Origin of the sequence: Pseudomonas syringae, from assembly GCF_021606685.1 — a bacterium.
In the GTDB taxonomy this organism is placed as follows: domain Bacteria; phylum Pseudomonadota; class Gammaproteobacteria; order Pseudomonadales; family Pseudomonadaceae; genus Aquipseudomonas; species Aquipseudomonas syringae_R.
Map to the genome: position 1 here is coordinate 18237 of NZ_WKCB01000030.1, position 12024 is coordinate 30260.

The window sequence follows — 12024 nt, forward strand, 5'->3', positions numbered from 1 at the left end:
GAAACCGGTTTCAGAGGTACACAACAATGCATAAATACCCCGTCTCCATCAGTCTTTCCAGCTACGGCGCCGACCTGGTGCGGCAGCAAGGCCAACTGAGTTTTGTCACCTTGCTGGCCGCCGCTGGCGCTCAGCGCATCGAATGGCGCGAAGAACTGCTGACCACCGAACAGCCCGCCGAACTGGCCCAGGCGGCCGCCGACCAGCGCCTGGAGTCGGTCTACTCATCGCCCCTGGAATTATGGGTCGCCGGCCGCGCCCAACCGAATGCCGAACTCAGCGCAACCCTGGACCGTGCCCAGGCCTTCGGCGCGCGCTGGCTGAAAGTCTCCCTCGGTTATTTCACCGACACCAACGACCTGCACAGCCTCAACGCCTTGCTCCAGCGTCACCCGGTCACGCTGCTGGTGGAAAACGACCAGACCCTGCACGGCGGGCGGATCGAGCCGATGCAAAGGTTTTTCAGCGAGATCGAACGCCTCGGCCTGCCGGTGAAGATGACCTTCGATATCGGCAACTGGCAGTGGCAAGACCAGTCCGCCCTGACCGCCGCGCGCCTGCTGGGCCGGCACGTCGACTACCTGCACTGCAAAGCGGTGGCGCGTCGCCCGGACGGCAAACTGGTCGCGCTGCCGCCCGGCGCCACCGACCTGCATCTGTGGGAACAACTGCTCAAGCACATGACTCAGGGTATTACGCGGGCCGTGGAATTCCCGTTGCAGGGCGATGACCTGATCGCGGTCACCGCGCAGCAGGTCGCCACCCTCGCCGTCCTTGGCCAACCCCGTGTGGAGAACGCCCATGTCTGAGATCGATATCCTGTCGTTTGGTGAAACCATGGCGATGTTCGTCGCCGAACAGACCGGGGACCTGGCCCAGGTGGCGCAGTTTCACAAGCGTATCGCCGGGGCCGACAGCAACGTCGCGATCGGCCTCTCGCGCCTGGGTTTCAAGGTGGCGTGGCTGAGCCGCGTGGGCAACGACTCGCTCGGACGCTTTGTGGTCGACACCTTGCAGAAAGAAGGCCTGGATTGCCGGCACGTGGCGGTCGACCCCTTGCACCCTACCGGCTTTCAGTTCAAGTCCCGCGAGGACGCCGGCGCCGACCCTCAGGTGGAGTACTTTCGCAAAGGCTCGGCGGCCAGCCATTTGTCGATTGCCGGCATCAGCCCTGGCCTGCTGCAGGCGCGTCACTTGCACGCCACCGGTATTCCACCGGCCCTGTCTGCGGCCACCCATGAGCTGTCTGTGGAGTTGATGACGCAGATGCGCAAAGCCGGGCGCAGCGTGTCATTCGACCCCAACCTGCGCCCCGCATTGTGGGCCAGCCAGGCGCAGATGATCCGCGAAATCAACGCCCTCGCCGGCCTGGCCGACTGGGTCTTGCCGGGCCTCGGCGAAGGCCGATTGCTCACCGGTTTCGACGACCCGGCCGACATCGCTGCCTTCTACCTGGACAAGGGCGCGGAAGCCGTGGCGATCAAGCTCGGCGCGGACGGCGCCTACTACCGAACGCAGATGGACAAGGGCTTCGTCGCCGCCGTGCCGGTGGTCAAGGTGGTCGACACCGTGGGCGCCGGCGATGGCTTTGCTGTCGGCATGATCAGTGCGCTGCTGGAAAACTTGAGCTTCCCCGAGGCGGTTCAGCGCGGCAACTGGATCGGCAGCCGTGCCGTACAAAGTCGCGGCGATATGGAAGGCCTGCCGACGCGTGCCGAGTTACCCGCCCGATCCGTTGCGTGACCCACACCCTGTTGCCACAACTACAACAAGCTCAGGAGCAACCCCATGGACACCGTAAAACTCGCCACCCGCCGTTGGTGGTACATCATGCCTATCGTTTTTATCACCTATAGCCTGGCGTATCTGGACCGCGCCAACTACGGCTTCGCCGCCGCCTCCGGGATGGCCGAAGACCTGATGATCACCCCCGGCATGTCGTCGTTGCTGGGTGCACTGTTTTTTCTCGGCTACTTTTTCTTCCAGGTGCCGGGGGCGATCTACGCGCAAAAGCGCAGCGTCAAGAAGCTGATCTTTGTCAGCCTGATCCTCTGGGGCGGCCTGGCTACGCTGACCGGGGTAGTGTCCAACGCCTACATGCTGATCGTGATTCGCTTCACGCTTGGCGTGGTGGAAGCCGCCGTGATGCCAGCAATGCTGGTGTACCTGTGCCACTGGTTTACGCGGGCCGAACGCTCGCGCGCCAATACTTTCCTGATCCTCGGCAACCCGGTGACCATGCTGTGGATGTCGGTGGTGTCGGGTTACCTGGTGCAGCATTTCAGCTGGCGCTGGATGTTTATCATCGAAGGCCTGCCGGCGGTGCTCTGGGCCTTTATCTGGTGGAAGCTGGCCGATGAGCGTCCCAAGGATGCCAAGTGGCTGAGCGACGGCGAGAAGCACGACCTGGAAAGCGCCCTCGCCGCCGAGCAAGTGGGCATCAAGGCGGTGAAGAATTACGCCGAAGCCTTCCGTTCACCCAAGGTGATCGTCCTGGCGCTGCAGTTTTTCTGCTGGAGCATCGGCGTGTATGGCTTTGTGCTGTGGCTGCCGTCGATCCTCAAGCAAGGCTTGCAGATGGACATGATCGAAGCCGGCTGGCTCTCGGCGCTGCCTTACCTGGCGGCCGTGATCGGTATGCTGGTGGTGTCCTGGGGCTCGGACAAACTGCAAAAGCGCAAACGTTTCGTGTGGCCGCCGCTGCTGATTGCCTCCATCGCCTTCTATGCGTCCTACATGCTGGGCGCCGAACACTTCTGGTGGTCCTACACCTTGCTGGTGATTGCCGGGGCGTGCATGTATGCACCCTATGGCCCGTTTTTCGCCATCGTCCCGGAAATCCTCCCGGCCAACGTGGCCGGGGGCGCCATGGCGCTGATCAACAGCATGGGCGCCCTCGGCTCCTTTGGTGGTTCATACCTGGTGGGCTACCTCAATAGCAGCACCGGTTCGCCCGGCGCTTCGTACCTGCTGATGAGCGGCGCGTTGATGCTCTCGGTGGTGCTGACGATTTTCCTCAAGCCCGGCGCCAGTGACCGTGAACGCGCGCCGCAGCCAACCCTTGAATTGAAGGTAAGAACCCGATGAAAAAGTCTGTGGTGCTGTACAAAAAACTTTCCGCGCCGTTGATGGCCCGCCTGCATGAACAGGCCGAGGTCACCCTGATCGACGCGCTGGACGACACTGGCCTGGCCAAGCTGCGCGACGCCCTGCCCGGCGCCCATGGCCTGCTGGGCGCCAGCCTGCGCCTGGATGCGACCTTGCTCGACCTGGCGCCGCAGCTGGAAGCGGTGGCCAGCGTGTCAGTAGGGGTCGACAACTACGACATCGACTACCTGACCCAACGCGGCATCCTGCTCAGCAACACGCCGGACGTGCTCACCGAAACCACCGCCGACACCGGTTTTGCGCTGATCCTGGCCACCGCCCGGCGGGTGGTGGAACTGGCGGACATGGTGCGCGCCGGCCAGTGGAACAAAAACATCGGCCCCGCGCACTTCGGCAGCGATGTGCACGGCAAGACCCTGGGCATCATCGGCATGGGCCGCATCGGCGAAGCGCTGGCCCAGCGCGGGCATTTCGGTTTCGGCATGCCGGTGATCTACCACAGCCATTCGCCCAAGCCGCTGGTCGAGGCAAGGTTTGGCGCACAGTACCGCAGCCTCGACGACCTGCTGCAACAGGCCGATTTCGTCTGCCTGACCCTGCCCTTGACCGCCGAAACCGAGAAGCTGATCGGCGCTGAAGAGTTTGCACGGATGGGCCCGGAGACGATCTTCATCAACATCTCGCGCGGCAAGGTGGTGGACGAAGCCGCGCTGGTGGAAGCCCTGCAGCAACGTACGATTCGGGCGGCGGGGCTGGATGTGTTCGAGAAGGAACCACTGGACCACCACTCGCCGCTGCTGCGCCTGAACAATGTGGTGGCCACCCCGCATATCGGCTCGGCCACCCACGAAACGCGCGAGGCGATGGCTAAGTGTGCGGTGGATAATCTGCTGCAGGCATTGGCCGGTCAGCGCCCGAAAAACCTGGTGAATTCTGACGCCTGGAAGCCATAACCCCAGACGCAACCCAGTCAAAAAAGTGGGAAGGGGCTTGCCCCCGATAGCGGTGCATCAGCGACAAATGAGCTGACTGACACACTGCCATCGGGGGCAAGCCCCCTCCCACATTTGGATCACCTTTGAGCTAGCTAAATCACGAACCGCGCCACCATCCCATTCAAGTCCACCGCCAACCGCGACAGCTCATGGCTGGCCGCGCTGGTCTGGTTGGCGCCCGCCGCCGACTGCGTGGCCAGGTCGCGGATGTTTACCAGGTTGCGGTCCACTTCGCGCGAGACCTGAGCCTGCTCTTCCGACGCGCTGGCGATCACCAGGTTGCGTTCGTTGATCAGGCCGATGGACTGGGTGATCTGCTCCAGCGCCACGCCGGCGGCGCGCGCCATTTCCAGGGTACCCTGGGTGCGCTGGTTGCTCTGCTGCATGGACTGCACGGCTTCGCCGGTGCCATTCTGAATGCCGGCGACCATCTTCTCGATTTCCTGGGTCGATTGCGCCGTGCGATGGGCCAGCGCCCGCACTTCGTCCGCCACGACCGCAAAACCGCGCCCGGCTTCACCGGCCCGCGCCGCTTCGATGGCGGCGTTGAGCGCCAACAGGTTGGTCTGCTCGGCAATCGCGCGGATCACGTCCAGCACCTTGCCGATGTCACGCCCCTGGGACGCCAGGCCCTCGATCAGCAGCGAGGTCGTGTGCACGTCCTGGGTCATGGTCTGGATCGCGCCGACTGTCTCCACCACGCGGTCGCGGCCTTCGCGGGCCGCCTGGTTGGACTGGCCGGACGCCTCGGAGGTGGACACCGCATTACGCGCCACTTCTTCCACCGCCGCCGTCATCTGGTTGACCGCCGTGGCAGCCTGGTCGATTTCATTGTTCTGTTGCTGCAAACCCCGTGACGCTTCCTCGGTGACCGCGCTCAGCTCTTCTGCCGCCGACGCCAGCTGCGTGGCCGAACCGGCGATGTGCTGGATGGTCTGGCGCAGGTTGGCTTGCATGGTCGACAACGCGCTGATCAGCCGCGCAGGCTCATCCTTGCCGTCATCGGCAATCACGCTGGTCAGGTTGCCGCCCGCAATGGTTTCGGCGACGGCCAGCGCCTTGCGCAACGGCGTGACGATGCTGCGGGTCAGCAGCCAGGCCAACAGCACGGTGAGCAGCGCGGCGGCGACCGCCACCGAGATCACGCCGGTGATGGCGCCGTTGTAACTCTGCCCCGCCTCGGCGTCAGCTTGCTTGGCGTCCGCGGCATTAATGGCGATCAGCTTGTTCAACTGCTCGCCCATCTGGTCGGTGCCGTCCTTGATGCGGCTGTTGATCAGCGCGCGCATTTCATCGACCTTGCCTTGCTTGGACAAGCTCAGCATGTCGGCCTGGGCTTTAAGGTAGTTGTCCAGTGTCGCGACAAAGGTTGCGTACAGCGCCGCTTCCTCGGTGCCTGCAGGCAACGCGGCGTAACCGGCTTGGGCCGCTTTGACTTTATCGGTGAGCACGCCCATGCGCGTTTCGGCTTCCTGCAAGCCGGCAGGCTCGCGGTTGACCAGCACGCGGAAGGACAAGATGCGCAGGCGCAGTACGTTTTCCGTGATGTTGGCCAGGTAGGTGACGCTTGGCAGTTGTGTGGCGCTCATGTCCACCGAAGACTGGCGGATCTGCGTCATGCGGTTGACCGCAAACACCCCCAACACAATCACTAACAGGGCAATGAAGGCAAAACCGAGAAACGCGCGTGGGGCGATATTCAAATGACGCAGGGACATAGAGGGTGCTCTCAGGGGGAATGTTCGCGAGCGTCCCTGCCGCTAAACGATCCGGCAGCGTCAACGCGCTGCTCAGACCTTGGTCACCACTGTTGTCGTTAGTATGTGGGCCTACCCTCGTTATCGGCAGGACCTGGGGTTTCACTCAGGGGTTTATAAATAATTTTTTACACTTCTGACGACCGGCAGTTTCTGGCATCCTGCGCCTCCCTTTTCTGACCCGAGCCCATATTTTGTCTGACGCTCAAGCCCCTCGCCCGCGCTATAAATCCGACCTGATCTACGGCCTTGAAGACCGCCCGCATTTCACCGCAGCGATATTCGCCGCGCTGCAGCATGTGCTGGCCAGTTTTGTCGGCATCATCACCCCTACCCTGATCGTCGGCGGTGTGCTGGGCCTGGAGAGCGAGGTGCCGTACCTGGTGAGCATGGCGCTGTTCGTCTCGGGGCTCGGCACCTTTGTGCAGGCCCGCACGTTCGGCCCGATCGGCTCAGGGCTGTTGTGCCTGCAAGGCACCAGCTTTTCGTTTATCAGCGTGATCTTGAGCGCGGGTTTCATGGTCAAGGCCCGGGGCGGCGGCACCGATGAAATCCTTTCGACGATCTTCGGCATCTGCTTTTTCGCGGCCTTTATCGAAGTGGTGCTCAGCCAGTTCATCGGCAAGTTGCGCAAGCTGATCACCCCGGTGGTCACCGGCACCATCATCACCCTGATGGGTCTTTCGCTGATCAAGGTAGCGGTCACCGACATGGCCGGCGGCTTTGGCGCCAGCGACCTTGGCGCCGCGAGCAATATGGGGCTGGCGGCTCTGGTGCTGCTGACCATTGTGGTGCTCAACCGCTTCAACAACCCGTTCCTGCGCCTGGGTTCGATCGTGATCGGCCTGACCCTGGGCTTTGTAGTGGCCTGGTGGATGGGCCGCGTGGACATGGCGGCGTTGCCGCAGGTGCCGTTGATCAGCGTGCCGGTGCCCTTCAAGTACGGCTTTTCGTTCGATTGGGTGGCGTTTATTCCCGTGGCAGTGATCTTTTTGATTTCGCCGCTGGAAGCCGCCGGCGACTTGACCGCCAACTCGATGATTTCCCAACAGCCGGTCAAGGGCCCGCTGTACATCAAGCGCATCAAATCCGGTTTGCTGGCTGATGGCCTCAACTCGGCGATGGCGGCCACCTTCAACAGCCTGCCGATGGTGACCTTCGCGCAGAACAACGGCGTGATCCAGTTGACCGGCGTGGCCAGCCGCTACGTGGCGTACTTCATCGCCGGCCTGCTGGTGCTGCTGGGGCTGTTCCCAATGATCGGCGCGGTGCTGCAGCTGATGCCCAAGCCGGTGCTGGGCGGCGCGACCCTGATCATGTTCGGCACCGTGGCCGTGGCGGGGATCAAGATTCTCGCCGAAGCCGGGCTGCATCGACGCAACGTGCTGATCGTGGCGATCTCCCTGGGCATGGGCCTGGGCGTGGCCGCCGTGCCGGAAGTGCTGCGTGAACTGCCCAAAGCGCTGCACAACATTTTCGAATCGCCGATCACCGTAGGGGCATTCTGTGCAATCTTGCTGAACATTTTCCTGCCCGAGGAGTTCATAGAGCTGGAAGAAGACGAATTTGATCCGGAGTCCTCTACCCTCAAGGTGATGCAGGACCCGGACGTCACGAAATAGGAGCACCTCGTTATGCGCAAGCTCATGGTTCTATCGTTACTGCTGCTGAGCTTGAGCGCCTGCGCCCTGTTCCCCAACCGCGACCCGGTGAACATCAACGTGGTCGGCATTGAGCCGCTGCAAAGCCAGGACCTGGAAGTGCGCTTCGCCGTGAAACTGCGGGTGCAGAACCCGAATGAAACGGCGATCGACTACAACGGCGTAGCCCTGGACCTGGAGGTCAATGGCCGGCCGTTGGCCTCGGGAGTGAGCGATCAGCAGGGAAGCATCCCACGTTTCTCCGAGACGGTGCTGACGGTGCCGGTCAGCGTTTCGGCGTTTTCCGTGTTGCGTCAGACCCTGGGCCTGAGCCAGACCCAGAGTTTGAACAACCTGCCCTATGTGCTGCGCGGCAAGCTGGCGGGCGGGCTGTTCGGCACGATGCGGTTCGTGGACCATGGCACCCTGGATTTGCCCAATACCGCAACCTGGTAGACGGTTGCTGCTCTGTGCAAAGCAGGCTTGTGTGGGAAGCGGGCTTGTGTGGCGAGCGGGCTTGCCCGCGTTGGGCTGCGTAGCAGCCCCCAATAAGTACACCGCATTTTTCCAGGTACACCGTAGCGCCTGATTTTAGGGCTGCTACGCACCCCAACGCGGGCAAGCCCGCTCGCCACAAAAGCAGCTCATCCTGGTCAGTGTTTCAGTCGGTGATATAGCGCACGCCGGGCTTGGCGCGTTCATCCACCACCAGTTCGAACACATCCGGCCGGGCGTAATGCCCCACCACGTCGTAGTCATACCGCGCACGCACCAGGTCATCGGTATTGATCTGCGCGGTCAGCAGCCCCGCTTCACCCAGCAACGGCCCGGCCAGGATGTCGCCCATCGGGCCGACGATCACACTGCCGCCGGCGATCAGCGGGCGCTCTGAAGGCCAGTTTGCCACCTCGATGCCCAGCGCCTCGGGCGACGCCTGCACCTGACACGCACTGACCACAAAGCAGCGCCCCTCATGGGCCACGTGGCGCATGCTGACCTGCCACATCTCGCGCTCATCCACCGTCGGCGCGCACCACACCTCCACGCCCTTGGCGTACATCGCCGTGCGCAGCAGCGGCATCATGTTCTCCCAGCACACCGCAGCGCCGACGCGCCCGACCGCGCTGTCGATCACCGGTAACGTCGAGCCGTCACCCTTGCCCCAGATCAGCCGCTCGGTCCCGGTGGGCATCAGCTTGCGGTGCTTGGCCACCAGGCCGCCCGCCGGTTCGAAATACAACACGGTGCAATACAGGGTGCTGCCGCTGCGCTCGATCACACCCAGGACCAGGCTGGCGCCGGTGCGCGCCGCCAAACCCGCCAAGGCCTCAGTCTCGGCGCCCGGCACATCGATGGCATTGGCAAAATACCGCGCAAAGGCTTCGCGGCCTTCAGGCAGGCGGTAGCCCAGCTGCGTGCCAAAGCCTTCACCTTTGGGGTAGCCGCCCAGCAGCGCTTCGGGCATCACCACCAAGTGCGCGCCGCTGCGTGTTATCGCGTCTTCATAGGCAAGGATTTGCGCCAGGGTGTCGGCCTTGCCGCCGGGCAAGGCGCCGATTTGCAGGGCTGCCACGGTAGAAATGGGCATCACGTTCACTCCGAATCAGGGGGGTTGCCCATTCTCGCGCCAGCCTCGATCATGAATAAAGCCCACCTCAGTGCTGAATGATATGAGCCAAACAAATATCGCCCAGGTCGATCTGAACCTGCTGAAAACCTTCGAAGCCCTGCATGACGAGTCCAGCGCCAGCCGCGCGGCGTTGCGTTTGGGCGTCACGCAGTCAGCGATCAGCGCGGGCCTGCGGCGCTTGCGCGAGGTGTACGGCGACCAGCTGTTTGTGCGCACCGGCCGGGGGTTGGCGCCGACGCTGCGGGCCAACCAGTTGAAGCCGGTGATCAGTGAGGCACTGGATCGCTGCCGGCAGAGCCTGGCGATGGTCAACCCGGATAACCAGCAGTACCAGGGTCGGTCCGTGGTGCTGGGGTTATCGGATGATTTCGAGATTGCCTACGGCCACCGGCTGATCGCTGAGATCGCGCAGCGTGCGCCTAAGCTGCGGGTGATTTTCCGCCAGACCCACAGCCAGATCGTCGCGGGCGCGCTGCTCGATCGCACGCTGGACCTGGCGATTACCGCCGGTGGGTTCGCCCAAGGCCGCTTGAGTCGGCAGGTGCTGGGCGAAGGCGATTACCGCTGCCTGCTGGATGCGGACCAGGCAAGCATCAGCCTGGACGAGTTCGTCAGGCGCGAGCATATATTGGTGTCATCCGGCGGGTTCATCGGGATTACCGATGAGGGGTTGGCGGCGCACGGGTTGAGCCGCCAGGTGTGCGCCTCGACCAGCCATTTTGCAGCGCTGCCGTTTTTGCTCAAGGGCAGCCAGGCGGTGGCGACCATTCCAGGGCATGCGGCGTTGGCTATTGCCGAAATGACCGGTTTGCGTGTACTGCCCTGCCCGCTGGATCTGCCCCGTTACCCGGTGGAGCTGGGTTGGCGCACCCAGGCCCAACGTGATCCGATGTTGCTGAAAGTGCGCGAGGCTATTGCCGAGTGCTTTACTTCGCCGCCGCCATCAGCTTGTTGACTTCACTGCGCACCATGTTGGAAAACTCCGGCGGTGACATGCCGTCGAGTTCGGCGCGGACCCATTCAGCCCACTTGCCTTTGCGCTTGGCGCGCTCGCCGAACAACCGCGCGGCCTCGCCCTTGGCCTTGCCCAGGTTGGTTTGCCACAGGTCGTAGAGGCGCGACTTTTCATCTTCCAGCTCGGCGCGTTCGGCGAGGGTCTTGTTGGCCAGATTGAAGCTCATGTTGAATTACCTGCTGCACAAATAGGCGACATCTTACACTGTAGGTCGAAATTACCGGCTCCGGATTTTCCCCGAAACCGGCCCCGGGCAAAAAAACTGCAACTTTTGCCGCGGCCCGACACTCCATTGTTCACTGTCACATTCACCCGCAAGGAGTCACCACAATGGCCCGCAAAACAGCCGCACAAGCCGTCGAAGATCAAATCAAGGATCAAGCCTTCAGCGAACTCACCGCGCTGATCGAAGAGTCGGACAAACTGCTCAAAAGCAGCGCCTCCCTGGTGGGCGAGGAAGGTGAAACCTTGCGTGAGCAGGTCGCCATCAAGCTCAAGCAAGCCCTGGAGTCCGTGTCCAACGTGCGCGAACGCAGCAAGCCGGTGGTCGATGCCACTGAAACCTACATCGGTGGCCACCCATGGCAAACCGTGGCCATCTCCGCCGGTTTCGGCCTGGTAGTTGGCCTGTTGCTGGGTCGTCGTAACTGATACACCGGGGCTGCGCCATTCGCGCAGCCCCGCTTAATCTGCGGCCAGTTCGTGCAACTGCCTCAGGTCCTTCGCTTCAATCTCAATACCGGCTTCCTGCGACTTCGCCCGCGTGCGATGACGTCGATCCCCCGGCAGCCGCCGCAACCCCGCCGCATGCATCTGCCGCACCAGTTCCTGGCTGCGCTCGGCAAAGCTTTGGCCGGCGGTTTTGCTCGGGTCGATGACGATCAGCAATTGCCCCGTCCAGGGGGTACGTGCGCCAGGGTGGTCGGCCCAGTTGAACTCAAAAGAAAAGTTACCGCCGGTCAAGGCCGCCGCCAACAGCTCAACCATCATCGACAGCGCCGAGCCTTTGTGGCCGCCAAACGGCAGCAACGCACCGCCTTCCAGCACGGCCTTGGGGTCAGTGGTGGGTTGGCCCAGGCTGTCCACGCCCATGCCCGTCGGCAGGCGCTCGCCCTTGCGCGCGGCGATCTGCACGTCGCCATGGGCAATCGCGCTGGTGGCCAGGTCGAAGACAATGGGCGCGCCATCGGCACGCGGGGCAGCGAAGGCAATCGGGTTGGTGCCGAACAACGGGCGGTCGGCGCCATGGGGCACCACACAGGTCATGCTGTTGACCACGCTCAGCGCCACCAGCCCCTCTTCGGCGAAGGGTTCGACGTCTGGCCAGAGCGCGGCAAAGTGATGGGAGTTGTGAATTGCCAGCAACGCGATGCCGGCACTGCGGGCCTTGTCCACCAACAGCGCGCGGGCGGCGGCCAGGGCCGGCTGGGCGAACCCGTTTGCCGCATCGACCCGCACGAACCCGGACGCCACATCGGTGACCACCGGCGTGGCCTTGCCGTTGACCCAACCGCTGGCCAGGGTGCTGAGGTAGCCGGGGATACGGAAGATGCCATGGCTATGGGCACCGTCGCGCTCGGCGCTGGCGCAATTGTGCGCCAGGATCGCGGCGACTGCGGGCGAGGTGCCGTGCTTCACAAACACCTCGTGCAGCAAGCCTACCAGCGCGTTGAAGCCGATGAGCGCGGTAGCACTTTCAACTATCGGGGACTGGGCTGACATCTGTAGCTCCGATTTTTAGAATTGGGAGAGACAACAAGAATCCAGGCCGTCGATTAAACAACGCTCCGTGTGCCTGCTGTCAACGGGCGCTTGAGGCAGGCGCCGGTTTTTATGCTTGAGCTATCTACCGCCCCGCCACGCGCTGCCGACACCAGAC

The 12024-nt window shown here is 63.1% G+C and carries 12 protein-coding genes; 8 read left to right on the forward strand and 4 right to left on the reverse strand.

Translation table 11 applies throughout. The features are described 5' to 3' along the window. Positions 1-26 precede the first annotated feature (26 nt). From GIW02_RS13710 to GIW02_RS13725, 4 genes are read left to right on the forward strand one after another with little or no spacing between them, the layout of a single operon-like run. Complete coding sequence (locus GIW02_RS13710; RefSeq protein WP_236418516.1) at positions 27-809, forward strand: sugar phosphate isomerase/epimerase; 783 nt, start codon at positions 27-29, stop codon at positions 807-809. Beyond that, positions 802-1743 carry a sugar kinase gene (locus tag GIW02_RS13715; RefSeq protein WP_236418515.1) on the forward strand — a complete coding sequence of 314 codons (942 nt, stop codon included), beginning with the start codon at positions 802-804 and terminating at the stop codon, positions 1741-1743. The genes GIW02_RS13710 and GIW02_RS13715 overlap by 8 nt, the downstream gene beginning before the upstream one ends. 45 nt (positions 1744-1788) lie before the next feature. Continuing rightward, a complete protein-coding gene (locus GIW02_RS13720; RefSeq protein ID WP_236418514.1) occupies positions 1789-3087 on the forward strand; it encodes an MFS transporter in 1299 nt (432 codons plus the stop codon). Continuing rightward, positions 3084-4061: a 2-hydroxyacid dehydrogenase gene (locus tag GIW02_RS13725; RefSeq protein ID WP_236418513.1), complete on the forward strand. Its 978-nt coding sequence runs from the start codon at positions 3084-3086 to the stop codon at positions 4059-4061. The genes GIW02_RS13720 and GIW02_RS13725 overlap by 4 nt, the downstream gene beginning before the upstream one ends. A gap of 134 nt (positions 4062-4195) precedes the next feature. On the opposite strand, the gene GIW02_RS13730 is transcribed toward GIW02_RS13725, so the two are convergent. Then, complete coding sequence (locus GIW02_RS13730) at positions 4196-5821, reverse strand: HAMP domain-containing methyl-accepting chemotaxis protein (RefSeq protein WP_236418512.1); 1626 nt, start codon at positions 5819-5821, stop codon at positions 4196-4198. Between the two features lie 233 nt (positions 5822-6054). On the opposite strand from GIW02_RS13730, the gene GIW02_RS13735 reads away from it, so the two are divergent. Both GIW02_RS13735 and GIW02_RS13740 read left to right on the forward strand, forming a co-directional pair. Beyond that, entirely contained in the window at positions 6055-7482 is a 1428-nt protein-coding gene (locus tag GIW02_RS13735; RefSeq protein ID WP_236418511.1) for a nucleobase:cation symporter-2 family protein, read from the forward strand. Positions 7483-7494: 12 nt separating this feature from the next. Next, positions 7495-7956 carry an LEA type 2 family protein gene (locus GIW02_RS13740; protein WP_236418510.1) on the forward strand — a complete coding sequence of 154 codons (462 nt, stop codon included), beginning with the start codon at positions 7495-7497 and terminating at the stop codon, positions 7954-7956. A 205-nt stretch (positions 7957-8161) separates the two neighbouring features. Here GIW02_RS13740 and GIW02_RS13745 read toward each other — a convergent pair whose 3' ends face one another. After that, positions 8162-9088 carry a carbon-nitrogen hydrolase family protein gene (locus GIW02_RS13745; protein WP_236419927.1) on the reverse strand — a complete coding sequence of 309 codons (927 nt, stop codon included), beginning with the start codon at positions 9086-9088 and terminating at the stop codon, positions 8162-8164. 82 nt (positions 9089-9170) lie between these two features. On the opposite strand from GIW02_RS13745, the gene GIW02_RS13750 reads away from it, so the two are divergent. Further along, positions 9171-10085 carry a LysR family transcriptional regulator gene (locus GIW02_RS13750; RefSeq protein WP_236419925.1) on the forward strand — a complete coding sequence of 305 codons (915 nt, stop codon included), beginning with the start codon at positions 9171-9173 and terminating at the stop codon, positions 10083-10085. On the opposite strand, the gene GIW02_RS13755 is transcribed toward GIW02_RS13750, so the two are convergent. Then, positions 10057-10311 (reverse strand): hypothetical protein, encoded by a 255-nt coding sequence (locus GIW02_RS13755; protein WP_003190904.1) that lies wholly within the window; start codon positions 10309-10311, stop codon positions 10057-10059. The genes GIW02_RS13750 and GIW02_RS13755 overlap by 29 nt on opposite strands. A gap of 164 nt (positions 10312-10475) precedes the next feature. Here GIW02_RS13755 and GIW02_RS13760 point away from each other — a divergent pair, with 164 nt between their 5' ends. Next, positions 10476-10796, forward strand: a complete 321-nt coding sequence (locus GIW02_RS13760) for a DUF883 family protein (RefSeq protein WP_197628627.1) — start codon at positions 10476-10478, stop codon at positions 10794-10796. A gap of 33 nt (positions 10797-10829) precedes the next feature. Here GIW02_RS13760 and GIW02_RS13765 read toward each other — a convergent pair whose 3' ends face one another. Further along, positions 10830-11867, reverse strand: a complete 1038-nt coding sequence (locus GIW02_RS13765) for an Ldh family oxidoreductase (RefSeq protein WP_236421895.1) — start codon at positions 11865-11867, stop codon at positions 10830-10832. Positions 11868-12024: the final 157 nt, after the last annotated feature.

Coding starts and splice junctions, on each gene's coding strand:
- GIW02_RS13760 (WP_197628627.1), top strand. CDS start 10,476: ATGGCCCGCAAAACAGCCGCACAAGCCGTCGAAGATCAAATCAAGGAT.
- GIW02_RS13725 (WP_236418513.1), top strand. CDS start 3,084: ATGAAAAAGTCTGTGGTGCTGTACAAAAAACTTTCCGCGCCGTTGATG.
- GIW02_RS13740 (WP_236418510.1), top strand. CDS start 7,495: ATGCGCAAGCTCATGGTTCTATCGTTACTGCTGCTGAGCTTGAGCGCC.
- GIW02_RS13750 (WP_236419925.1), top strand. CDS start 9,171: ATGAGCCAAACAAATATCGCCCAGGTCGATCTGAACCTGCTGAAAACC.
- GIW02_RS13715 (WP_236418515.1), top strand. CDS start 802: ATGTCTGAGATCGATATCCTGTCGTTTGGTGAAACCATGGCGATGTTC.
- GIW02_RS13730 (WP_236418512.1), bottom strand. CDS start 5,821: ATGTCCCTGCGTCATTTGAATATCGCCCCACGCGCGTTTCTCGGTTTT.
- GIW02_RS13720 (WP_236418514.1), top strand. CDS start 1,789: ATGGACACCGTAAAACTCGCCACCCGCCGTTGGTGGTACATCATGCCT.
- GIW02_RS13765 (WP_236421895.1), bottom strand. CDS start 11,867: ATGTCAGCCCAGTCCCCGATAGTTGAAAGTGCTACCGCGCTCATCGGC.
- GIW02_RS13710 (WP_236418516.1), top strand. CDS start 27: ATGCATAAATACCCCGTCTCCATCAGTCTTTCCAGCTACGGCGCCGAC.
- GIW02_RS13755 (WP_003190904.1), bottom strand. CDS start 10,311: ATGAGCTTCAATCTGGCCAACAAGACCCTCGCCGAACGCGCCGAGCTG.
- GIW02_RS13745 (WP_236419927.1), bottom strand. CDS start 9,088: ATGCCCATTTCTACCGTGGCAGCCCTGCAAATCGGCGCCTTGCCCGGC.